The organism is Leclercia sp. CFBP8987 (assembly GCF_034044995.2).
Lineage (GTDB): Bacteria > Pseudomonadota > Gammaproteobacteria > Enterobacterales > Enterobacteriaceae > Enterobacter > Enterobacter tamurae.
Window position 1 is genome coordinate 3362831 of record NZ_CM188255.1, and the last position, 23615, is coordinate 3386445.

24 protein-coding genes are annotated in these 23615 nt (G+C 55.1%); 8 read left to right on the forward strand and 16 right to left on the reverse strand.

All coding sequences use genetic code 11. The annotated features are described in order from the left end of the window. Positions 1–36: 36 nt before the first annotated feature. The 6 genes from nuoF to lrhA all read right to left on the reverse strand — a co-directional run bounded on the left by nuoF (position 37) and on the right by lrhA (position 6466). The gene (gene nuoF / locus SOM40_RS16220) at positions 37–1374 is read right to left on the reverse strand and encodes an NADH-quinone oxidoreductase subunit NuoF (RefSeq protein WP_225758353.1); all 1338 of its coding nucleotides are present in this window, start codon (positions 1372–1374) and stop codon (positions 37–39) included. Then, entirely contained in the window at positions 1371–1871 is a 501-nt protein-coding gene (gene nuoE, locus SOM40_RS16225; protein ID WP_320530355.1) for an NADH-quinone oxidoreductase subunit NuoE, read from the reverse strand. The genes nuoF and nuoE overlap by 4 nt, the downstream gene beginning before the upstream one ends. A 2-nt stretch (positions 1872–1873) precedes the next feature. Then, positions 1874–3676, reverse strand: a complete 1803-nt coding sequence (gene nuoC, locus SOM40_RS16230; RefSeq protein WP_225758352.1) for an NADH-quinone oxidoreductase subunit C/D — start codon at positions 3674–3676, stop codon at positions 1874–1876. 89 nt (positions 3677–3765) lie between these two features. After that, positions 3766–4440 carry an NADH-quinone oxidoreductase subunit NuoB gene (nuoB, locus tag SOM40_RS16235; RefSeq protein WP_032612787.1) on the reverse strand — a complete coding sequence of 225 codons (675 nt, stop codon included), beginning with the start codon at positions 4438–4440 and terminating at the stop codon, positions 3766–3768. A 15-nt stretch (positions 4441–4455) separates the two neighbouring features. Continuing rightward, complete coding sequence (gene nuoA, locus SOM40_RS16240; RefSeq protein ID WP_166183049.1) at positions 4456–4896, reverse strand: NADH-quinone oxidoreductase subunit NuoA; 441 nt, start codon at positions 4894–4896, stop codon at positions 4456–4458. 631 nt (positions 4897–5527) lie between these two features. Continuing rightward, positions 5528–6466, reverse strand: coding sequence for a transcriptional regulator LrhA (lrhA, locus tag SOM40_RS16245; RefSeq protein ID WP_320530356.1), 939 nt, complete (start codon positions 6464–6466; stop codon positions 5528–5530). A gap of 947 nt (positions 6467–7413) precedes the next feature. On the opposite strand from lrhA, the gene SOM40_RS16250 reads away from it, so the two are divergent. Together SOM40_RS16250 and yfbR are read left to right on the forward strand one after the other, a co-directional pair. Continuing rightward, positions 7414–8628 (forward strand): pyridoxal phosphate-dependent aminotransferase, encoded by a 1215-nt coding sequence (locus SOM40_RS16250; protein ID WP_032612793.1) that lies wholly within the window; start codon positions 7414–7416, stop codon positions 8626–8628. Between the two features lie 95 nt (positions 8629–8723). After that, positions 8724–9323, forward strand: a complete 600-nt coding sequence (yfbR, locus tag SOM40_RS16255; RefSeq protein WP_106996029.1) for a 5'-deoxynucleotidase — start codon at positions 8724–8726, stop codon at positions 9321–9323. Positions 9324–9380: 57 nt separating this feature from the next. On the opposite strand, the gene SOM40_RS16260 is transcribed toward yfbR, so the two are convergent. From SOM40_RS16260 to yfbV, 4 genes are all read right to left on the reverse strand, one after another. Next, positions 9381–11213, reverse strand: coding sequence for an SLC13 family permease (locus SOM40_RS16260; RefSeq protein ID WP_312188406.1), 1833 nt, complete (start codon positions 11211–11213; stop codon positions 9381–9383). A 77-nt stretch (positions 11214–11290) separates the two neighbouring features. Beyond that, positions 11291–11950, reverse strand: a complete 660-nt coding sequence (locus tag SOM40_RS16265; protein ID WP_225758349.1) for a sugar phosphatase — start codon at positions 11948–11950, stop codon at positions 11291–11293. Positions 11951–11961: 11 nt separating this feature from the next. Next, positions 11962–12456, reverse strand: coding sequence for a YfbU family protein (locus SOM40_RS16270; RefSeq protein WP_106996032.1), 495 nt, complete (start codon positions 12454–12456; stop codon positions 11962–11964). 92 nt (positions 12457–12548) lie between these two features. Continuing rightward, complete coding sequence (gene yfbV, locus SOM40_RS16275; RefSeq protein WP_106996033.1) at positions 12549–13004, reverse strand: terminus macrodomain insulation protein YfbV; 456 nt, start codon at positions 13002–13004, stop codon at positions 12549–12551. A gap of 336 nt (positions 13005–13340) precedes the next feature. Here yfbV and ackA point away from each other — a divergent pair, with 336 nt between their 5' ends. Further along, entirely contained in the window at positions 13341–14543 is a 1203-nt protein-coding gene (gene ackA, locus SOM40_RS16280) for an acetate kinase (RefSeq protein ID WP_166183053.1), read from the forward strand. 76 nt (positions 14544–14619) lie between these two features. Further along, on the forward strand, positions 14620–16758 hold the full coding sequence (gene pta, locus SOM40_RS16285; protein ID WP_320530357.1) for a phosphate acetyltransferase: 2139 nt from the start codon (positions 14620–14622) through the stop codon (positions 16756–16758). A gap of 55 nt (positions 16759–16813) precedes the next feature. Here pta and yfcD read toward each other — a convergent pair whose 3' ends face one another. Genes yfcD through yfcF form a run of 3 tightly spaced genes read right to left on the reverse strand, consistent with a single transcriptional unit; the run spans position 16814 to position 18652 of the window. Next, positions 16814–17356 (reverse strand): NUDIX hydrolase YfcD, encoded by a 543-nt coding sequence (yfcD, locus tag SOM40_RS16290; RefSeq protein ID WP_106996036.1) that lies wholly within the window; start codon positions 17354–17356, stop codon positions 16814–16816. A gap of 55 nt (positions 17357–17411) precedes the next feature. Then, positions 17412–17963, reverse strand: a complete 552-nt coding sequence (gene yfcE, locus SOM40_RS16295; protein WP_320530358.1) for a phosphodiesterase — start codon at positions 17961–17963, stop codon at positions 17412–17414. A gap of 44 nt (positions 17964–18007) precedes the next feature. Then, positions 18008–18652 carry a glutathione transferase gene (gene yfcF, locus SOM40_RS16300; protein ID WP_225758348.1) on the reverse strand — a complete coding sequence of 215 codons (645 nt, stop codon included), beginning with the start codon at positions 18650–18652 and terminating at the stop codon, positions 18008–18010. 144 nt (positions 18653–18796) lie between these two features. Here yfcF and yfcG point away from each other — a divergent pair, with 144 nt between their 5' ends. The 4 genes from yfcG to SOM40_RS16320 are packed head-to-tail and all read left to right on the forward strand — an operon-like array spanning position 18797 to position 21320. Then, the gene (gene yfcG, locus SOM40_RS16305; protein WP_262663466.1) at positions 18797–19426 is read left to right on the forward strand and encodes a GSH-dependent disulfide bond oxidoreductase; all 630 of its coding nucleotides are present in this window, start codon (positions 18797–18799) and stop codon (positions 19424–19426) included. 51 nt (positions 19427–19477) lie between these two features. Continuing rightward, positions 19478–19846 (forward strand): dihydroneopterin triphosphate 2'-epimerase, encoded by a 369-nt coding sequence (gene folX / locus SOM40_RS16310; protein WP_106996039.1) that lies wholly within the window; start codon positions 19478–19480, stop codon positions 19844–19846. Between the two features lie 13 nt (positions 19847–19859). Further along, positions 19860–20753, forward strand: coding sequence for a TIGR01777 family oxidoreductase (locus SOM40_RS16315; protein ID WP_320530359.1), 894 nt, complete (start codon positions 19860–19862; stop codon positions 20751–20753). Positions 20754–20810: 57 nt separating this feature from the next. Beyond that, on the forward strand, positions 20811–21320 hold the full coding sequence (locus SOM40_RS16320) for a GNAT family N-acetyltransferase (RefSeq protein ID WP_166183064.1): 510 nt from the start codon (positions 20811–20813) through the stop codon (positions 21318–21320). A gap of 50 nt (positions 21321–21370) precedes the next feature. On the opposite strand, the gene hisP is transcribed toward SOM40_RS16320, so the two are convergent. Genes hisP through SOM40_RS16335 form a run of 3 tightly spaced genes read right to left on the reverse strand, consistent with a single transcriptional unit; the run spans position 21371 to position 23549 of the window. Then, positions 21371–22144: a histidine ABC transporter ATP-binding protein HisP gene (gene hisP / locus SOM40_RS16325; protein ID WP_106994731.1), complete on the reverse strand. Its 774-nt coding sequence runs from the start codon at positions 22142–22144 to the stop codon at positions 21371–21373. Between the two features lie 8 nt (positions 22145–22152). After that, complete coding sequence (gene hisM / locus SOM40_RS16330) at positions 22153–22866, reverse strand: histidine ABC transporter permease HisM (RefSeq protein WP_106994730.1); 714 nt, start codon at positions 22864–22866, stop codon at positions 22153–22155. Further along, positions 22863–23549: a histidine ABC transporter permease HisQ gene (locus tag SOM40_RS16335; RefSeq protein WP_106994729.1), complete on the reverse strand. Its 687-nt coding sequence runs from the start codon at positions 23547–23549 to the stop codon at positions 22863–22865. The genes hisM and SOM40_RS16335 overlap by 4 nt, the downstream gene beginning before the upstream one ends. Between the last annotated feature and the right edge of the window lie 66 nt (positions 23550–23615).

Consider the following 23615-nt stretch of genomic DNA (forward strand, 5'->3'; position numbering starts at 1 on the left):
TCGAATTAACTCCGAGCGTTAATCAAAATTCTGTTTTTACCAGCGCGCTTTCAACAGGTTCGGCTGAATACCATTGATTGAATGGGTATTGCTGAACGGTTGCTTGATGCCTGCTTCGAATTCGTCGCGGAAATATTTAATCGCGCTCTGCAGCGGCTCAACCGCACCTGGCGCATGCGCACAGAAGGTTTTACCCGGGCCCAGGAATCGACACAGTTGCTCAAGTGTCTCGATATCACCAGGCTGGCCTTCGCCACGCTCGATAGCACGCAGGATCTTCACGCTCCACGGCAGACCATCACGGCACGGTGTACACCAGCCGCAGGACTCACGGGCGAAGAACTCTTCCAGGTTACGCACCAGCGGTACCATGCCGATCTCGTGGTCGACGGCCATCGCCAGCGCCGTACCCAGACGGCTGCCTGCTTTACCAATGCTTTCGAATTCCATTGGCAGATCGAGATGGGATTCAGTCAGGAAGTCCGTCCCTGCCCCACCCGGCTGCCAGGCTTTGAATTTCAGGCCATCACGCATGCCACCGGCGTAGTCTTCCAGAATCTCACGGGCGGTGGTGCCAAACGGCAGTTCCCAGACGCCAGGATTCTTCACGCGACCGGAGAAGCCCATCAGTTTGGTACCGGCGTCTTTACTGGTAGAGATGCCCTGATACCACTCCACGCCGTTAGCGAGGATGGCCGGAACGTTACACAGGGTTTCGACGTTGTTAACGCAGGTCGGTTTACCCCATACGCCGGAGCTCGCCGGGAACGGTGGCTTGGAACGCGGGTTAGCACGGCGGCCTTCGAGGGAGTTAATCAGCGCGGTCTCTTCACCACAGATATAACGCCCTGCCCCGGTGTGCACGAACAGCTCGAAGTCAAAACCGGTGCCGAGAATGTTTTTGCCCAGCAGGCCCGCTTCAGTGGCTTCGGCAATCGCGCGACGCAGGTTTTCTGCTGCTTCGATGTACTCGCCGCGCAGGAAGATGTAGCCGCGGTAGGCTTTCAGCGCGAACGCGGAGATCAGCATGCCTTCCACCAGCAGGTGCGGCAGCTGCTCCATCAGCAGGCGGTCTTTATAGGTGCCTGGCTCCATTTCATCGGCGTTACACAGCAGGTAACGGATGTTCATGGATTCGTCTTTCGGCATCAGGCTCCACTTCAGACCGGTGGAAAAGCCTGCGCCGCCACGCCCTTTCAGGCCAGCGTCTTTTACCGCATTAACGATTTCGTCCGGCGCCATACCGCTCAGAGCTTTGCGCGCCCCGGCGTAGCCGTTTTTGCTCTCGTATTCTTCAAGCCATACCGGCTGTTTGTCATCGCGCAGACGCCAGGTCAGCGGATGAGTCTCAGCAGTACGAATTACAGTTTTCATTTGTACTGCTCCAGCAGGTCAGGAATGGCTTCCGGCGTCAGATGGCTGTGAGTGTCCTCATCAATCATCATGGTCGGCCCCTTGTCGCAGTTGCCCAGGCAGCAGGTTGGCAGCAGGGTAAAGCGACCATCAAAGGTGGTCTGCCCTGGCTTGATATCGAGCTTTTTCTCGATAGCGGCCTGGATGCCCTGATAACCGGTGATGTGACAAACGACGCTGTCACAGTAGCGGATCACATGGCGGCCAACCGGCTGACGGAAGATCTGGCTGTAGAACGTGGCTACGCCTTCTACGTCACTTGCCGGAATACCCAGCACTTTTGCGATCTCATAGATCGCCCCATCCGGCACCCAACCACGCTGTTTCTGTACGATTTTCAGCGCTTCAATGGACGCCGCACGTGGGTCTTCGTAGTGGTGCATCTCGTGCTCAATGGCGGCACGTTCTGCTTCACTCAGCTCAAAAGCCTCGGTTTGTAGTTGTTGATTCTCGTGCATAATTAGCGGTCCACATCTGACATAACAAAATCGATACTACCCAGATACACAATCAGGTCGGAGACCAGACTGCCGCGAATGGCGGCCGGGATCTGCTGCAGGTGCGCGAAGCTTGGCGTACGCACACGGGTACGGTAGCTCATGGTGCTGCCGTCGCTGGTCAGGTAGTAACTGTTGATACCCTTAGTCGCTTCGATCATCTGGAAGGATTCTTGCGCCGGCATGACCGGGCCCCAGGAAACCTGCAGGAAGTGCGTGATCAGGGTTTCGATATGCTGCAGCGTGCGCTCTTTCGGTGGCGGCGTGGTCAGCGGGTGATCCGCTTTGAACGGGCCTTCCGGCATGTTATTGAGGCACTGCTCAAGGATGCGCAGGCTCTGGCGCAGCTCTTCCACTTTCAGCATCACGCGGGTGTAGCAGTCGGATACACCGCCGCCAACCGGGACTTCAAAGTCGAAGTTCTCGTAGCCAGAGTAAGGACGGGCTTTACGCACGTCGAAATCAATACCGGTGGCACGCAGACCTGCACCTGTTGTACCCCACTCCAGCGCCTCTTTCGCGCCATAGGCAGCAACGCCTTTAGAACGGCCAATCAGGATGGTGTTACGCAGCGCGGCTTTCTCGTAGGAGGCCAGACGCTTCGGCATCCAGTCGAGGAATTCACGCAGCAGACGGTCCCAGCCGCGCGGCAGATCGTGTGCCACCCCGCCGATACGGAACCAGGCCGGGTGCATACGGAAACCGGTAATCGCTTCCACCAGATCGTAGATTTTCTGACGATCGGTAAAGGCGAAGAAGACCGGAGTCATCGCGCCGACGTCCTGAATGAAGGTGGAGATGTACAGCAGGTGGCTGTTAATACGGAACAGTTCTGACAGCATCACGCGGATCACATTAACGCGATCCGGGGTGGTGATACCCGCCAGTTTCTCAACGGCCAGCACGTATGGCATTTCGTTTACGCAGCCGCCGAGGTACTCGATACGGTCGGTATACGGAATGTAGCTGTGCCAGGATTGACGCTCGCCCATCTTCTCAGCACCACGGTGGTGGTAACCGATATCCGGAACGCAGTCGACAATCTCTTCGCCATCAAGCTGAAGAATAATACGGAATGCACCGTGCGCAGACGGGTGGTTTGGACCGAGGTTGAGGAACATGAAGTCCTCGTTGTCGGTACCGCGCTTCATGCCCCAGTCTTCCGGCTTGAAGGTCAGCGCTTCCATCTCCAGATCCTGTTTGGCTTTGGTCAGCTCAAACGGGTCGAATTCGGTGGCGCGCGCCGGGTAGTCTTTACGCAGCGGGTGACCGGTCCAGGTTGGCGGCATCATGATGCGCGTCAGGTGCGGGTGACCGTCAAAGGTCATGCCGAACATTTCCCAGGTCTCACGCTCATACCAGTTGGCGTTCGGGAAAAGTTTGGTGATCGTCGGCAGATGCATGTCGTTTTCAGACAACGCCACCTTGAGCATGATATCCGTGTTGCGGTCTATTGAGAGCAGGTGGTAGAAAACGGAAAAATCCGCCGCGGGTAAACCGTGGCGGTGAGTACGCAGACGTTCGTCCATGCCGTGTAAGTCAAACAGCATAACGTAAGGTTTAGGCAGTTTCTTTAAGAAATCAACCACTTCCAGTAACTGCTCACGCTTCACCCAAACAACGGGTACCCCGGTGCGGGTGGCCTGAACAGTAAAGGCATCCGGCCCAAAACGGTTGCGCAGTTCGCCAATGACCGGGTCATCCAGATGATCCCGTGTTTGCCAGGCGGCGTCTTGCGCGGTTAAGTCGGTCATAGTGTTCACCATTGCAAAAGGTCCGTGGTGACTGTCGGGCGTGGCTTCGCGCTATTTGAATAGTGATATGCGAAGGTTATCTCCATGCCCACAGGCGCAAATTAAATTTCGTCCGGTGTACGCAGATTGGTCACTGCAATACGTTCGCCGCGTTTACGCTCGCGTTCGGACTGCATGTTAGCGCGGTACACGCCCTGGTCGCCCACGACCCAGGAGAGCGGACGGCGTTCTTTGCCAATCGACTCCTGCAACAGCATCAGAGCCTGCATATAGGCTTCTGGACGCGGTGGGCAGCCCGGGATGTAAACGTCCACCGGGATGAACTTATCTACACCTTGCACAACAGAATAAATGTCGTACATACCGCCAGAGTTTGCACAAGCACCCATGGAGATAACCCATTTTGGCTCGAGCATCTGGTCGTACAGACGCTGAATGACCGGCGCCATCTTGGTAAAGCAGGTTCCCGCTACCACCATCAGGTCAGCCTGACGCGGAGAGGCACGCAGTACTTCTGCACCAAAACGCGCAACGTCATGCACCGCAGTGAATGACGTCACCATTTCAACGTAGCAGCAAGAAAGGCCAAAGTTGTATGGCCAGATGGAGTTCTTACGACCCCAGTTGACCATATCGTGCATGGCATTTTCGAGCTTGCCCATGTACACGCTTTTATTGACTTCTTGCTCCAGGGGGTCGGTTACGATCTCCTGCTTTTGCAGGGGGTAACGGTCATTCTCACCGTTAGGATCTATGCGGGTGAGCGTATAATCCATCTTATTGCCTCGCTGTTACTGCTGACGATTAGAGATACTGTTTTCCGGGTTGGTACGTTCACGGCGTGAACGTGCAGGTGTCCAGTCCAGCGCGCCGATACGCACCAGATAAACCAGACCGGCCAGTAACACTAAAATGAAAATTGCGGCCTCGACAAAGCCTACCCAGCCACTCTCACGAATGGAGGTCGACCATGCGAACAGGTAAAGCGCTTCCACGTCAAAGATGACGAAGAACATGGCCACCAGATAGAACTTGGCGGACAGGCGTAAACGCGCGGTACCTACCGAATCGATACCCGATTCAAATGGCGTGTTTTTGTGCCTTGCCCGGGCGCGACCGCCGAGGAACCAGCCGCCGATAAGCATCAGGCAGCACAGGCCAATGGCAACGATAAGAAAGATTGCGAATGCCCAGTGATGAGCGATGACTTCTGTGGATGTTGACATACTCATTGCTTACTCATCAAAAGTGATACCTGAAAACCCTGCTCTTTCTGGCAGATGGGCATCACATCGATTCATGGGGAGGAACAAATAACCGTACACTAACTGTCGAAAAATGAGACATAGACAGCAAAATGATGTGGTTTTTTACTCCTTTCTATAACCTTTTGTCAACTTTAACAAAAGTTTCTTCACATTAGATTACATCGTTCGATCTTCATTAACATTTAATGCCCTTTACCCTCAAAAAGTGTGAGGCGCGTTCCGGCGTGGGGGTGTTGAATCGAGTCCGTATCAATCTAATACAAAGATTACCCGTCTATTTTGACAGGATTTGCCGCTGATTCCTCCCCCCAAAGAGGAGTATTTTCTTGATCTGTGACACGCTTTTGTTAATTCAATCAAAAAAACGGCAACATCTTTGCTGCTTTTTTAACATGCCCATTGACATTAGAGAGAAGCGGGGAAGCGAGTTTTGCAAGGCAGGATGGACAACTATCGGATTGATATTGAACAAGATTGTCGTAAACGTAAGGTAAACCTCAGGGGGCAGATGCAAAAAAAGAACCACTTTGCTGGTCTTCAGCCGTAGTGGTTCTTTTTCGTTGGAACAATTGTTATCAAATTATGAGTGATTCGTTTACTCGAAATCGCGCTCGGTCACCAGGGTGTCGTCCCCCCCTTCCGGAGTAACATTGTTGTACTGCCAGGGGTTGTCGTAGTTTTCCATGGCGTTAAAAATGGTTTGCGCCAGTTCATTTTTGCTGAGCGGGTTGTGGCACAGCATATACTCCGTATCCGGCAGCGCAGGCAATCCATCCGCTTTCCCTAATACCCGTAAATCCGGACTCATCATCTCAACCGGGCGTGCCGTGACGCCAAGCCCCGCTTTTACCGCTGCGCGAACCGCAGGCAGCGTTGAGGCTACATAAGCGAGTCGCCATGGCACGTTGGCGGCATTGAGCGTGGCCAGCACGATGTCGCGGAACGGGCTGGGATCGTCCAGCAGCACCAGCGGAACCGGCTCCCCGCGCTGCAGAGAAAATTCTGCGGCACAGTACCAGTGCGTCGGCGAAGTACGCAGCGTCAGACTGTTAAACTGGCCGGTACGGTGAGTAGTGACCACCAGATCGACCTCCTGCTCCTGCAGCATATCGACCATATAGGCATTGCGTTTAACCCTGACATCCAGCGCAAGTTTCGGATAAACCGAACTGATGCGGTTGAGCAGGAACGGCAGAATAGTATCCGCCGACTCATCAGACGCACCTAAAGTTAAGACACCCTGCAGATTACTAAACATTAAGGATGTACATGCTTCATCATTGAAACGTAGGATTTTTCTGGCATAACCCAGCAGCTGAATCCCGTGTTCCGTTAACAGCTTATTGCGGCCATGACGGGCAAAAAGCTCTTTACCCACCAGTTGCTCCAGTCGTTGCATTTGTTGACTGACCGCAGATTGGGTACGGCAAACTGCGGCCGCGGCAGCAGCAAAGGTGTTCAGATCGGCGACCGCCACAAAGGTTCTCAGCAGATCGAGGTCGAGATTCAGTATCGGACGATTTGCATTAATCATATCTTTTCACTTACAGGTTGCTCGTACGGAGCTGCCCCGGGTTTAAGCTGTGTGCGTAAAAGTAATACAGTTCCTTCTGAAAAAAATCCTCTGACGTCCCGGTCTGGCATTGTGCCTGCGTAATGTAATTGTGCTGGGTATATCAGTGGTCAGAAACAACTTATCTGACGATATTTTTATTCTCAACAACGTTCGAGATATATAGATGTTTGCCGGATGATGTAAATTCCATAAAAGAAGATGCATTTCCAACGTCAACTTTATCGCAGTACAGGTTAAGCAGCAATGGTGTCACTTAACTTCTCAAGGCAGAGATAATTCTAACAATAACAATAAACTATTAAAGGTTAACGTATCAAGGCCTGGAGTGACCTGTTATCTTTCTTCGCTAAACTCAGTGACATCTTACCCTAAAACCTTTTTATTTATAAGCCTTATTGCGTTTCCAGTGATTTAACCTGATTGATAACTCGCTAAACTAATTTTATTTATATTAACGAAAGTTGCGATTTCGCCTTTATTTGGAAATAACTAATAATTCGATCAAGACTTAATGATTAATAATACTTAACATTAAATTCACACGGGCAACCTTTATATAAAAAGGCAGGGAAGTAAACGCTACTGCATTTCATTCAGCTTTTACGAAATGTTCCTGTAGGAAACTGTAGCACTGCCAGCCTAAGTCGCTCAATACGCGGCTTTTTTACAGCGTAAAATCCATTTTAATACGCTACAACCAAAATAAATCACCAAATAACAATAAAAATATGGCCCATAAAATGTAAGCAAAGTTAAAAAACAGTTAAAAATTTCAATATCACTTTCGGGGAATGGACAAAATCTTCTTCTGCCAACGCTTCAAAATCGGCCAAGCGAGGAGTACATTGTTCCGTGCTAACTTCCACGGCAGGAAGTAGCAATAACAGCGAAAAGGTTAAAGATTCATGTCACCCATCGAAAAATCCAGCAAGTTAGATAACGTTTGTTACGACATTCGTGGCCCGGTTCTTAAAGAGGCAAAACGTCTCGAAGAAGAAGGTAATAAAGTACTTAAGCTCAATATCGGCAACCCGGCGCCATTTGGTTTTGATGCACCGGATGAAATTCTGGTTGATGTGATCCGCAACCTGCCGACGGCGCAAGGCTACAGCGACTCCAAAGGTCTCTACTCTGCGCGTAAAGCCATCATGCAGCACTATCAGGCGCAGGGCATGCGCGATGTCACCGTAGAAGATATCTATATTGGTAACGGTGTTTCCGAGCTGATCGTCCAGGCGATGCAGGCCCTGCTGAACAGCGGTGACGAAATGCTGGTCCCGGCACCGGATTATCCGCTGTGGACCGCGGCGGTGTCGCTCTCCAGCGGTAAAGCGGTGCACTACCTGTGTGATGAATCCGCTGACTGGTTCCCGGACCTGGATGACATTCGAGCCAAAATCACCCCGCGCACCCGCGGGATCGTCATCATCAACCCGAACAACCCAACCGGCGCCGTTTATTCTAAAGAGCTACTGCTGGAGATTGTCGAGCTGGCCCGCCAGCATAACCTGATCATCTTCGCGGACGAGATTTACGACAAAATCCTGTACGACGCGGCGCAGCACCACTCCATTGCGGCGCTGGCGCCGGATCTGCTGACCGTCACCTTTAACGGGCTGTCCAAAACCTACCGCGTCGCCGGTTTCCGTCAGGGCTGGATGGTGCTGAACGGGCCGAAGAAACACGCCAAAGGCTATATCGAAGGTCTGGAGATGCTGGCCTCCATGCGTCTGTGCGCCAACGTACCGGCCCAGCATGCGATCCAGACGGCACTGGGCGGCTATCAGAGCATCAGTGAATTTATCGTGCCTGGCGGGCGCCTGTATGAGCAGCGTCAACGCGCCTGGGAGCTGATTAACGATATTCCGGGCGTCTCCTGCGTGAAGCCAAACGGCGCGCTCTATATGTTCCCGAAAATTGATATCAAACGCTTCAACATCTTTGACGATCAGAAGATGGTCCTCGATTTCCTGCTGCAGGAAAAGGTGTTACTGGTGCAGGGCACCGCATTTAACTGGCCATGGCCGGACCATGTGCGCATCGTTACCCTGCCGCGTGAGGATGAACTGGAGATGGCCATCAGCCGCTTCGGGCGATTCCTCGGCGGATACCATCAGTAATTCGACCCTCGGGCTGCCACTGGTAGCCCGATTTGCATCTCACCGCCCCTCCCCTCACAATGAAACCTGTCGCTGTGCAAGACCAAAGGTAACTTATGAGTCAGAGTCATTTCTTCGCCCATCTTTCCCGCCTGAAACTGATTAACCGCTGGCCGCTGATGCGTAACGTGCGTACCGAGAACGTCTCCGAGCATAGTCTGCAGGTTGCCATGGTGGCCCACGCGCTGGCAGCCATCAAAAACCGCAAGTTTAACGGCCAGGTCAATGCCGAACGTATCGCCCTGCTGGCGATGTACCATGATGCCTCTGAGGTGCTGACGGGCGATCTGCCGACCCCGGTGAAGTACTTCAATTCGCAAATTGCCCAGGAGTACAAAGCGATCGAGAAAATCGCTCAGCAAAAACTGGTCGATATGGTGCCGGAAGAGCTGCGGGATATCTTCGAGCCGCTGATTGACGAGCAGAGCTACAGCGAAGAGGATCGGTCGATCGTCAAGCAGGCGGACGCGCTCTGCGCCTACCTGAAATGTCTGGAAGAGCTCTCAGCCGGCAATCATGAGTTTCTACTGGCGAAAACCCGCCTGGAAAAGACCCTTGAGGCGCGCCGCAGTCAGGAGATGGACTACTTTATGCAGGTGTTTGTTCCGAGCTTCCAGCTGTCGTTGGATGAGATCAGCCAGGATTCGCCGTTGTAATGTGTTGCCGGGTGGCGGCTTCGCCTTACCCGGCCTACAAAACCGTATCCCGCTGCTTTAAAACGGGAACAACACCGGGATCATCACTATGCATACCACCATCACCAGAATGGTGAAGGGCACGCCGAGCTTCACGAAGTCGCTGAAGCTGTATTTGCCGGGTCCCAGCACCAGGGTGTTAACCGGTGACGAGACCGGCGTCATAAAGGCGGCTGACGCGGCCATCGCCACCATCATCGCAAAGGGATAAGGCGATACCCCCATCGATTTCGCCATCGCCAGCGCAATGGGTGCCATCAGGACCGCAGTTGCGGTGTTGGAGATAAACAGCCCGATGGTGGCGCACATGACAAACAGACACATCAGCATCATGTAAGGGCCGTAGCCTCCCCCCAGCTCCATCAACCCTTTCACCACCAAATCGACCCCACCGGTTTTTTGCAGCGCCAGCGCAAAGGGCATCATGCCGACAATCAAAATGATGCTCGGCCAGTGAATCGCTTTGTAAGCGCTTTCAGCGTCGATACAGCGGAATTTGCCCATCAGCAGGCAGGCCACGATCGCTGCCACCGGATTAGGGATTTCGTCGGTCAGCATCAGGGCGACCATCAGCACCAGACAAAAAATGGCGTGCGGCGCCTGGCTGTGGGCGGGAGAAGCATCGCTCACTTCGATGGGTAAATTGAGCACCACAAAATCGCGACCTCTCTGACCCAACTGGGTGATCAGCTTCCAGTTGCCCACCACCAGGAAGATATCCCCCAGTTCCAGGGGCTCATCTACCACCGAGCCGTCCATCGCTACACCGTCGCGTTTTAACCCCACCACGTTCAGACCGTAACGGGTACGAAAGCCTATTTCGCGGATGGTTTTACCGAGCAGCTCCGACTCGGGGATCAGCGACACCTCCGCCATCCCCACGTCCAGCGCCTGATCGGAGAAATACTCCCCGCGCAGAACCATCGGCTCCAGCAGCTGTTCGCTGCAAAAGTCGCGCAGATCGACATCCGCGGAAGACATATCAATCAGCAGCACGTCCCGGGCGCGAAACTCCGATACGCCGTTAACGTTCACAATCACCCGGCGAAAACGACGCCAGCGTTCCACACCAATAACGTTTGCCCCGTAGCGTTCGCGAAGTTTCAGGTCATCCAGACGCTGACCGATCAGCGGTGAGCCAGGGCGGAGCGCCAGGCGGCGGGCCCGTCCGGTGAGGCGATACTCTTTGATCAGATCGCGGAAGGTACGGCGCTTCCAGCCGTCGCGAGGTTTATCCTGCTTATCGCTCTTCAGGGCAAAGCGGGTCAGCAGCATATAGATAATACCCAGCACGAGGATCACCAGCCCCAGCGGCGTCACGCTAAAGAAGCTAAAACCTTCCAGCCCCTCACGCAGCAGTTCACTGTTGACCACCAGGTTCGGCGGCGTGGCCACCAGCGTCATCATGCCGCTGATAAGCCCGGCGAAACTGAGCGGCATCATCAGGCGCGAGGGCGAGATCTGCATGCGCATCGAAACGCTCAGCACCACCGGAATAAAGATTGCCACCACCCCGGTGGAGCTCATAAACGCCCCCAGCCCGGCGACGGTCAGCATCAAAAAGATCAGCATTTTGGTTTCGCTGTTGCCCGCCACGCTGACCAGCCATGAGCCCATACTGGTCGCCACGCCGGTGCGCACCAGGCCGTCGCCGATGATAAACAGGGCGGCAATTAAAATAACGTTGGGATCGCTAAAGCCAGAGAAGGCTTCCGGGAGGGTTAAGGTGCCGCTGAGCACAAAGGCCACGATCACCAGCAGGGCCACGGCATCCATGCGGACTTTGCCGGTCGCAAACAGAATAATCGCGATAAGAAGCAGGCTTAAGACCCAAATAAGTTCACCGTTCAAAACAGATCCTTGTCAGAAGAGAGTGACGCCGATAGTGCCATAAAAAAGCCCCAACAATGTGGGGCTATATCATGGGATTACATTTTTTGGGAGACGGTTACATTCCCGTCGGCTGTACGGCTGACGGCGACGGCCTCCAGCGTGCTGAGCACGAGGTCGGCCTCCTGCAGACGCGGCGAGTTGGCGGGAACATTGACGGCGATGACATGGCAGCCGGCATTAAGACCTGCCAGCACACCAGCGGCGGCATCTTCCACCACCACGCACGCTTCTGGCGCCAGCCCCAGCAGCTTCGCGCCGAGTAAAAAGGCATCGGGCTCCGGCTTGCCGCGCGTCACCCGCTCTGCGGTGATAAACACCTCCGGTACCGGCAACCCTGCCGCTCTGTGCCGGGCATGGGCCACAGGAACCGAGCCGGAGGTGACGATAGCCCACGGGATCCCCGCTTCATTCAGGTGTTTGAGCAGCGCAAGCGCCCCCGGCAGCGCGGTGATACCCTCGGTATCGGTGGCTTCAACCTGCTCAAGCCAGGTAAACTCCGCCTGGATCTCTGCTTCGCTTCTCCCCTGGAGAAAGTGCCGTAAAGAGGTTATGGCCTGTTTGCCATGGATAAAATTCAGCACCTCCTGATGGTCGATGCCATGCCGGTCAGCCCAGCGACACCAGGAGCGCTCCACCACCGGTAACGAATCGACCAGCGTACCGTCCAGATCAAACAGAAAACCTTTACACTGCACATCAACCTCCGTCAGGCGTTAATAATTTGTTGGATCTCATTGCTGCTCAGATGGTACTGACGCGGGCAGGCGTGCCATACGCTGAGCATCCGCTGATACTTTTCCCACATCGGGGTCTGGGCGTTAAAGCCATGGGTACCGGCATCGAAATGGGTGTAGCGCCCTTCCACATTAACCATAAAGCGGACATAGCTCAGGTAACGGGATTCGGTGGCCGCATCAAAGCCCAGGAAGGTGACACGACGTTCGTCGATGGTCTGGGCATCTTTCAGGTTAGTCCATGAAACATGCAGGGCGTGGTACATCTCCATGATGTCGATAACGGTACGACAGGTCTCTTCCTTAAGTTCGCCAAACTCGCGATCCAGCTCGCGCATCTGTAAACCGAAACCACGTTCGACGATAGTCTGCAAGCGGCGATAGCGCTCGGCGTTGTCGGGATCAAGCATCGTCATCATTTTGTACTGGTTAGATAAAATCAGACGTTGAGCGTGGGTCATTTCCATCTTTCGACTCCTGTTGCACATGGCAGCGTAAAAAAAAGACACGGTAACGGGGGGTTACTGTGCCTTCTTTTAGCGATCGTTTCGATGATCAATCACAAGTCATCGAGGAATGTTTTATCAAGTTGCTTGAATGCCCGCTTCAGGGTATCGGCCAGCGCCTGATAGTCGGGTTTACCCTCGACCGGAGCCAGCGCCTGACCGGCATCCTGCAACTTGCCGCGAACTTCATAGAACCAGGACAACACTGACGGCGGCAGTGGCGTTACCGAACGTTTACCCAGCCACCACAATCCCTGCATCGGCAGGCTCAGGGCGAACAGCGCGGTAGCCACCGCAGGCCCGAGTTGCCCACCCAGTGCAATCTGCCAGCACAGGGTAAAAACGGCGAGGGGCGGCATCAACCGAATAGCGTGGCGGGTCGCGCGGATCACGCGGTTTTCAATGAAGACGGGTGCCAGCCGCTTTTCCAGTGGCCACGTCTTCGAATAATGCTGTCCCCGGCGAAACAGGCTAAAAAAGCTCACGGAAGGGTTCACGGGTGTCGACATGGCTTACCTCAACTTCACATATAAAGATTAAAAAATTCGTGCAAAACCACAACTGGTCATGACATCGTTCAAAAACTTTTGTCAGCGCTACCCAGTATCGGGTATCCTGTGCCGGCCTGCAAAGGCCTTAGACGAGGAATGTTCACTCGTCAAATTATCGCACATTATGCCATTGCCGGAAAAATGCGCAAAATGGCATAAAATCATATGTATTCCTTTCGTCATGCCGAAATGTACTTCGGGCATGATGTTAATCATAAATGTCAGCGATATCTTGCGCTACGATCCTTGACTCACTGACGTTTTTTTAGCCACGTATCAATAATAGGTACTTCCATGTCGAGTAAGTTAGTACTGGTTCTGAACTGCGGTAGCTCCTCACTTAAATTCGCTATCATCGATGCGATCAACGGTGAAGAGTACCTTTCTGGTTTGGCCGAATGTTTCCATCTTCCTGAAGCACGTCTTAAGTGGAAAATGGACGGCAGCAAACAGGAAGCGGCTTTAGGTGCAGGCGCCGCTCACAGCGAAGCGCTGAACTTTATCGTTAACACTATTCTGGCACAAAAACCAGAACTGTCCGCTCAGCTGACTGCTATCGGTCACCGTATCGTTCATGGTGGCGAGAAGTACACCAAATCTGTAATCATCGACGACTCCGTTATTCAGGGCATCAAAGACTCCGCCTCTTTTGCACCGCTGCATAACCCGGCTCACCTGATCGGTATCGCTGAAGCACTGAAATCCTTCCCGCATCTGAAAGACAAAAACGTGGCCGTATTCGACACCGCGTTCCATCAGACTATGCCGGAAGAGTCTTACCTCTATGCCCTGCCGTACAAACTGTACAAAGAGCACGGCGTTCGTCGCTACGGCGCACACGGCACCAGCCATTTCTACGTGACGCAAGAAGCTGCGAAAATGCTGAACAAGCCGGTTGAAGAAGTGAACATCATCACTTGCCACCTGGGCAACGGCGGTTCCGTTTCTGCTATCCGTAACGGCAAATGCGTTGATACCTCTATGGGTCTGACCCCGCTGGAAGGCCTGGTGATGGGTACTCGCTCCGGTGATATCGATCCGGCAATCATCTTCCATCTGCACGATACCCTGGGCATGAGTGTTGAAGATATCAACAAAATGCTGACTAAAGAGTCTGGCCTGCTGGGTCTGACCGAAGTCACCAGCGACTGCCGCTACGTTGAAGACAACTACGCCGAGAAAGAAGACGCTAAACGTGCAATGGACGTTTACTGCCACCGTCTGGCCAAGTACATCGGTTCTTACACTGCACTGATGGACGGTCGTCTGGATGGCGTGGTCTTCACCGGTGGTATCGGTGAGAACGCAGCAATGGTGCGCGAGCTGTCCCTGGGCAAACTGGGCGTGCTGGGCTTTGACGTTGACCATGAACGTAACCTGGCTGCGCGCTTCGGTAAGTCTGGCTTCATCAACAAAGAAGGCACCACTCTGGCAATGGTTATCCCAACCAACGAAGAGCTGGTTATCGCGCAAGACGCGAACCGTCTGACTGCCTGATTCCACACCGCCAGCAATGCTGGCGGTGCTGTTTTGTAGCCCGCCTGATTTCGGCGGTAACGAAAGAGGATAAATCGTGTCCCGTACTATTATGCTGATCCCGACCGGAACCAGCGTAGGCCTGACCAGCGTCAGCCTCGGTGTGATCCGTGCGATGGAACGCAAAGGCGTTCGTCTGAGCGTGTTTAAGCCAATCGCTCAACCACGTGCTGGTGGCGATGCCCCAGACCAGACCACCACTATCGTTCGTGCGAACTCTAACCTGCCAGCCGCTGAACCGCTGAAGATGAGCCACGTTGAGTCTCTGCTCTCCAGCAACCAGAAAGACGTGCTGATGGAAGAGATCATTGCTAACTATCACGCTAACGCTCAGGATGCGGAAGTGGTGCTGGTAGAAGGCCTTGTTCCGACGCGCAAGCATCAGTTTGCTCAGTCCCTGAACTTCGAAATCGCCAAAACGCTGAACGCGGAAATCGTGTTCGTGATGTCCCAGGGTACCGATACCCCGGAACAGCTGAAAGAGCGTATTGAGCTGACCCGCAGCAGCTTCGGCGGCGCGAAAAATGCCAACATCACCGGCGTTATCGTTAACAAACTGAACGCCCCGGTTGATGAGCAAGGCCGTACTCGCCCTGACCTGTCTGAAATTTTCGACGACTCGTCCAAAGCGAAAGTCGTGAAAATCGATCCGGCTAAACTGCAGGAGTATAGCTCCCTGCCAGTGCTGGGCGCGGTGCAGTGGAGCTTCGATCTGATCGCCACCCGTGCAATCGATATGGCGCGTCACCTGAACGCCACCATCGTTAACGAAGGCGATATCAACACCCGTCGCGTGAAGTCCGTGACCTTCTGTGCGCGTAGCATTCCGCACATGCTGGAACACTTCCGTGCAGGTTCCCTGCTGGTGACCTCCGCTGACCGTCCTGACGTGCTGGTTGCAGCCTGCCTGGCGGCGATGAACGGCGTGGAAATCGGTGCGATCCTGCTGACCGGTGCCTATGAAATGGACCCACGCGTCAGCAAACTGTGCGAACGCGCATTTGCCACCGGCCTGCCGGTCTTCATGGTAGACACCAACACCTGGCAGACCTCACTGAGCCTGCAGAGCTTCAACCTGGAAGTGCCGGTTGATGACCATCAGCGTATCGAGAAAGTGCAGGAATACGTTGCCGGTTGCATCAATGCCGACTGGATTGAATCCCTGACCGCGACCTCCGAGCGCAGCCGTCGTCTCTCTCCACCAGCCTTCCGTTATCAGCTCACCGAGCTGGCGCGTAAAGCGGGCAAACGCGTTGTGCTGCCAGAAGGCGACGAACCACGTACCGTTAAAGCCGCAGCTATCTGTGCCGAGCGCGGTATCGCTACCTGTGTGCTGCTGGGTAACCCGGATGAGATCACCCGCGTTGCTGCTTCTCAGGGCGTTGAGCTGGGTGCAGGTATCGAAATCGTGGACCCGGAAGTGGTGCGCGAAAGCTACGTTGCCCGTCTGGTCGAGCTGCGTAAGAGCAAGGGCATGACTGAAGCCGTTGCCCGCGAACAGCTGGAAGACAACGTGGTTCTCGGTACCCTGATGCTGGAGCAGGACGAAGTTGACGGTCTGGTTTCCGGTGCCGTTCACACCACCGCGAACACCATCCGTCCGCCGCTGCAGCTGATCAAAACTGCACCAGGCAGTTCGCTGGTTTCGTCCGTGTTCTTCATGCTGCTGCCGGAACAGGTATACGTGTACGGTGACTGTGCGATCAACCCGGATCCAACTGCTGAACAGCTGGCCGAGATCGCAATCCAGTCTGCTGACTCCGCGATTGCCTTCGGTATTGAACCGCGCGTAGCGATGCTCTCCTACTCCACCGGTACCTCTGGTGCAGGTAGCGACGTAGAGAAAGTACGTGAAGCGACCCGTATTGCTCAGGAAAAACGCCCGGATCTGGTTATCGATGGCCCGCTGCAGTACGACGCCGCAGTTATGGCTGACGTAGCGAAATCCAAAGCGCCGAACTCGCCGGTTGCGGGTCGCGCTACCGTGTTCATCTTCCCGGATCTGAACACCGGTAACACCACCTACAAAGCGGTACAGCGTTCAGCCGACCTGATCTCTATCGGGCCGATGCTGCAGGGTATGCGCAAGCCGGTGAACGACCTGTCTCGTGGCGCGCTGGTAGACGATATCGTCTACACCATCGCCCTGACCGCGATCCAGTCTTCCCAGCAGTAAGCAGCACCCCAACGTAAAAAGGCGACCCGCGGGTCGCCTTTTTTTATGGTCGCGATTAAGCTTCTTCGTGCTTAACCGGCTCGTTGCTGGCATTGCGGCTCATCCAAAGGGCCAGCGCTTTCAGCGAATCTGGCGTGAAGTCATCGCAACGCGCGGTGATTTCCGCCGGGGTCATCCAGCAGACTTCACTCACCTCTTCCTCCTGCAGCGCAAACGGACCGTGGGAGACACAGCTGAAAAGGCCTCCCCAGACGCGGCAGTGGCTATCTTCAAAGTAGAACTGCCCATGCTCGGCAAAGGGTACGCCGGCAATTCCCAATTCCTCTTCCGCTTCGCGGCGAGCGGAATCGAGTAACTGCTCATCGGCCTGCACCACGCCACCGGCGGTAGCATCGAGCATGCCGGGCATAAAGTCTTTCGTTTCGGTACGGCGCTGAACCAGAATATTGCCCATCCCATCATGCACGACGATATAGGTCGCGCGATGACGCAGGCGCTGCGCCCGCATCTGCTCGCGGCTCGCCTGTGCGATTACCTCATTGTCTTCGTTGACAATATCCACCCATTCCGTACTTGCCAAATGACTCTGCTCCACCATCGGGAAACCTTCTCTTTAAAGCGCTCTCGCGGCGCGTTTACTGTTGAGGAGTAAATTACGGATTAATCTCTGACTGCGCAATAACCTGGCCATCATTCAGCGTCATAACGCACAAATGGTTTCCATCCAGCATGCCGTAGCTGGGGGAAAAACCGCCTTTGGGCAGGCTGACCGAGCCAGGATTAAAGTGTATGAGGTCGCCCTGCTTCCCGGCTACCGGAATATGAGTATGGCCGTAAACCAGCACATCGCCAGCATTCAGCGCGGGCAGGTTATCCGGACCAAACAGATGACCGTGGGACACAAACAGGCGGCAGTTCTCCAGCAGGATCTGCTGCCAGGGGGCGGTGATAGGAAAGTGCAGCAGCATCTGGTCAACTTCGCTGTCGCAGTTACCGCGCACGGCGATAATTTGCGACGCGTAAGCGTTGAGCCGATCGGCGACCTCAGCAGGCGCGTAGCCTTCGGGCAGCGGGTTGCGCGGGCCGTGGTTCAGTACATCCCCGAGGATCACCAGCCATTGCGCCCCGCTCTGGTTAAACAGCGAAAGCACCCGTTCGGTCGCCGGCAGCGAGCCGTGGATGTCCGATGCAAACATCAGCTTCATCAGTAATTCCTTGTGTCGAAAAGCTGCCCCATTATACCGGAATATTAGCCCGCCCGCTTCGCTGACAACGCCACGTACCGCTGCACGGACGCCCGCTGCCACTGGAAATTAGCGTAATCCACCAGCTGCTGGGGCACGTCGTCGCCATTGAGCACCAGACGGTTGAGCATCAGGGCCAGATCCGCATCGGCAATACACCACTCTCCGAAGAGGTTTTGCTGGCCGTGGGCAAGCAGCGACGAGGCGACATCGTAGAGCTGGTTTGCCGCCCGCTGCGCATTTTCGCTGAGGGCCGGTTTTTTCACCCCGCCAAACACTACGTCGGTAGAGCGCTCCTCACGGATCGGCATCAGATCGCTGCGCAGCCACGCCTGGATCTGGCGTGCGCGAGCGCGTTTTTGCCGATCGTGAGGGAAGATCCGCTCCCACTCCGGCGGGGCAAAATGCTCCTCCAGATATTCGGCAATGGCCGAGGATTCACTGAGTTCAAAGCCGTCGATCTCCAGCACCGGCACGCGGCGGGTCAGGGCATAGCCTCGCCACTGCGGCTGTCGATTTTCACCCCGGCTGAGATCCACGGTCTTCAGGGTAAAAGGCAATCCCTTCTCGGCCAGCGCGACATACACGCTCATGACGTAAGGGGAGTAATAATCGGCATCTGACCACAGGGTAATCGCAGGTTGGCTCATAAAATCCTCGTAACGCTTCGGAAGGTGGGTATATATCCAAAATATAACCTCCTGCCCCGGCTGTCACTTGATGAAAACTCACGATTTATCATCACCACCTATACTCGATCTTATGCCGCAATAATCGTTATGACAGGAGTTGCGATGATTGACCTTTACTACGCCCCTACCCCCAACGGGCATAAGATCACGCTTTTTCTGGAGGAGGCCCAGCTGGATTACCGCATCCTGCCGGTTGATATCAGCAAAGGCGAACAGTTCCGCCCTGAGTTTCTCGCCATCTCGCCTAACAATAAAATCCCCGCCATCGTCGATCATGACCCGGACGATGGCGGTGCCCCGCTGAGCCTGTTTGAGTCCGGTGAGATCCTGCTCTATCTGGCGGAAAAAAGCGGCAAGCTGCTGAGCGGCGAGTTACGGGAGCGCCACGTCACCCTGCAGTGGCTCTTCTGGCAGGTGGGCGGGCTGGGGCCGATGATTGGTCAGAACTATCATTTTAACCACTTTGCACCGCAGCCCATCCCCTACGCCATCGAACGTTTTCAGGTTGAGACGCAGCGACTCTATAACGTGCTGAATAAGCGTCTGGAAAAATCGCCGTGGCTGGGAGGGGAGCACTACAGCATCGCGGATATCGCCTGCTGGCCGTGGGTCAATACACATGAAAACCATCGCGTCGACCTGGCATCGTGGCCTGCGGTGAACAACTGGTTTGAACGCATCCGCACCCGTCCGGCAACCGAGCGCGCGATGCAAAAAGTGCAGCAGATATAAACGGTTTCCTCATGTATCATGGTGGCAATAATGACACCGAGGAAGCCTGTAATGTCCCAGCACGACGCGATTATTCGTATTAAAAATTTACGCCTGCGCACCTATATCGGCATCAAAGAGGAGGAGCGCGCCAACCGTCAGGATATCGTCGTTAATGTGGTGATCCACTACCCGGCCGACAAGGCCCGTGACAGTGAAGATATCAATGACGCCCTGAACTATCGCACCGTCACCAAAAGCATCATTCAACATGTCGAGAGTAACCGCTTCTCTTTACTGGAAAAATTAACTCAGGATGTGCTGGATATCGCACGTGAACATCACTGGGTCACCTATGCTGAAGTAGAGATCGATAAACTTCACGCCCTGCGCTATGCCGACTCCGTCTCAATGGCGTTAAGCTGGCAACGCCAGGCGTAACCCTGGAGGTTGTATGAAGCTCCTGATAACCGGCGGTACTGGCCTGATTGGCCGGCATCTGATCCCTCGTTTGCAGACGCTCGGCCATGAGCTTACGGTGGTGACGCGCAGTCCCGAGAAAGCGCGTCAGGCCCTCGGCTCCGGCATCGATATCTGGAAAGGGCTCACCGAGCATCAGGATCTGAACGGCTTTGATGCCGTCATCAATCTGGCGGGTGAACCCATCGCCGACAAACGCTGGACGAAAGAACATAAGCAGCGGCTGTGCAACAGCCGCTGGAACATCACCCAGCGACTGGTGGATATGTTCAAGGCCAGCGACACGCCGCCGTCGGTGTTTATCTCCGGTTCAGCATCGGGTTATTACGGCGATTTAGGCGAAGTGGTGGTCACCGAAGAGGAGCCGCCGCACAACGAATTTACCCATAAGCTGTGCGCCCGCTGGGAGCAGATCGCCTGCGGGGCGCAGAGCGAGCAGACCCGTGTTTGCCTGCTGCGCACCGGCGTAGTGCTGGCGCCAAAAGGCGGGATTCTGGCGAAGATGCTGCCGGTGTTTAAGCTGGGTCTCGGCGGCCCGATGGGCAATGGTCGTCAGTATCTGGCGTGGATCCATATCGACGATATGGTGAATGGTATTCTCTGGCTGCTGGATAACGATCTGCGCGGCCCGTTCAATATGGTCTCCCCCTACCCGGTTCGCAACGAGCAGTTCGCCCATGCCCTGGGGCATGCGGTACATCGCCCGGCCGTGGTTCGCGCTCCGGCCTCCGCTATCCGCCTGCTGATGGGAGAATCCTCGGTGCTGGTGCTGGGCGGTCAGCGCGCGCTGCCGAAGCGTCTGGAGGCGGCCGGGTTTGCCTTCAGGTGGTACGACTTAGAAGAAGCCCTGGGAGATGTGGTAGGTTAAATCTATCCGATCGGCTGTGTTAAATTGGTCCGCCCGTTCTCATAGTAAGGCGTTACGATGGCCACAATTACCACTCCCAGGCTGACACTTTCCCCTTTTGAGCCCGCTGACTGGCCCTTCTTCCTGCGGCTTCGCGAATCGCCTGAAATCATGCGCTATATGGCCGCTATTGCCGCAGAAAAAGAGACCCGCCGCCTGTTTGCTGCCCGCCTGACGGCTCCGCACACCTTTGTCATTCGAGCCCAGGATGACGACACCCCGCTGGGGGATATTGGGCTGCAAATCAGCGCTAAATATCCTGAAGAAGCCGATATTGGTTATACGGTGATCGCCGCCGCGCAGGGCCGGGGCATTGCCAGCGAGGCGCTGCAGGCCGTCTGTGAATATGCTTTTATTCGGGTGGGCGTAAAGGCGGTTAACGCCTATGTGCTGGCGGATAATGGTGGTTCGGTGCGGGTGTTAGAGAAAGCGGGCTTTGTACGTACCCAGGTGCTGGAACAGGCGTATGAGATTAACGGCGTGCGGTATGACGACTGGGTTTACCGGCTTGAGTACGGTGCGGCCTGATGCCCTCACCCTGACCCTCTCCCGAAGGGAGAGGGAATAAACATCAAAAACTACTTCAACGATCCCTTCAGGAATTGCTGCAGGCGTGGACTCTTCGGGTTCGCCAGCACCTCATCCGGGTGCCCCTGCTCTTCGATTACGCCCTGATGCAGGAAAATCACGTGGTTGGAGACGTTACGGGCGAAGCCCATCTCGTGAGTCACCACCACCATCGTTTTCCCCTCTTCGGCCAGCTGCTGCATGATGCGCAGCACTTCGCCTACCAGCTCAGGATCGAGCGCGGAGGTGGGTTCGTCGAACAGCAGCACTTCCGGCTCCATCGCCAGCGCACGGGCGATGGAGACACGCTGCTGCTGACCGCCGGAGAGATGCACCGGATACTTAATCTGCTGGCGCGCGTCGATACCCACTTTCGCCAGGTATTTCTCCGCACGGGCACGGGCTTCCTGCTTGCTTAAGCCCAGCACTTGCACCGGCGCTTCCATCACGTTCTCCAGCACCGTCATGTGGCTCCAGAGGTTGAAGTGCTGGAACACCATCGTCAGTCGGGTACGCAACATCCGCAGCTGGTGCTTGTCCGCTACCTTCAGCTGACCGTCTTTGTCCTGCACCAGATTAATGTTCTCGCCGCTGACCACAATCTTGCCGGCGCTCGGCTTTTCGAGGAAGTTGATGCAGCGCAGGAAGGTACTTTTACCCGACCCCGACGAGCCGATAATACTGATCACATCGCCCGCATTTGCCTGCAGCGACACCCCTTTCAGCACTTCATGTTCGCCGTAGCGTTTGTGCAAATCGATAACGTTTAATTTGTTCTCAGCCATCTTAATTCTCAGTGCGTCGAAGGTTTGACATGCTGCAACCAGCGTTTTTCCGCTTTGCGGAACAGGCTAATCAGGACGTAAGAAATGATTAAATAGAGCACCGCCGCGATGCCGAAGGCGGTAAACGGCTGATAGGTCGCCGAGTTAATGTCGCGGGCGATTTTCAGCAGATCCGGCACGGTGGCGGTAAAGGCCAGCGCGGTGGAGTGCAGCATTAATATCACTTCGTTGCTGTAGGCAGGCAGCGCAATGCGCAGCGCCGACGGCAGGATAATGCAGCGGTAGAGCTTCACGGAAGAGAAGCCGTAGGCTCGCGCCGCCTCAATTTCACCGTGTGGCACGGAGCGGATCGCCCCGGCAAAGATCTCGGTGGTATAGGCGCAGGTGTTCAGCGTTAACGCCAGCACGGTGCAGTTCAGCCCGCTGCGGAAGAACGCGTTCAGCATCTCGGTGCCTTTGACGATCTCCAGCGTGTACATCCCGGAGTAGAAGACCAGCAGCTGCACATACAGCGGCGTCCCACGGAAAATATAGGTAAACAGCCAGATGGGGAAGCGGATGTAGTTATTGCTGGAGACGCGACCAATGGCGAGAAACACCGCCAGAATGCCACCCATCACCACGGAAGAAATCAGCAGCCAGAGGGTGATCGCCACACCGGTAAAGCGGTATCCGTCGGTCCACAGCAGCGATTTCCAGTATTCCTGAATAATCTCGATCACAGGTCAGCCCTCTTCACACCCACGGAGTAGCGACGCTCAAGCAACAGCAGTACACCATTGGAAACGGTGGTAAACACCAGATAAATCACCCCGCACACGATGGCGAAATAGAACGGTTCCCAGGTACTTTTACCCGCCAGCTGCGTGGCTTTCACCACATCTTCCAGCCCCAGTAACGAGACCAGCGCCGTCGCTTTGAGGATAACCTGCCAGTTGTTACCGATGCCCGGCAGCGCAAAGCGCATCATGGCCGGAAACATAATACGGCGGAAGGTTTGAGAGGAGGTAAAACCGAAGGCCGTGGCTGCTTCGATATGCCCTTTCGGCACGGCGATATAGGCGCCACGGAAGGTTTCCGTAAAGTAGGCCCCGTAGATAAAGCCCAGGGTGATGATACCGGCCACCATCGGATCGATATCAATCTGTGCCATACCGATGGCATCCGTCAGGCCGTTAAGGGCGATTTGCAGACCGTAGAAGATCAGCAGCATCAGCACCAGGTCAGGCACACCGCGGATCAGGGTGGTATAGCCTTCAAACAGCAGAGCCAGCGCCCGATTGGTCGAAAGCTTCGCGCCCGCGCCCGCCAGGCCTATTAACACCGCCAGCACTACCGAACTGAGAGCCAGTTCAAGGGTGACGAGTGCGCCTTGTAAAATTACGCCAGAAAATCCGTACAGCATACCGCCTGCCCTGTCGTGTCGTGAGTGGTGACGCCGTGTCTTTTCCCCTCCCCTAACGGGAGGGGT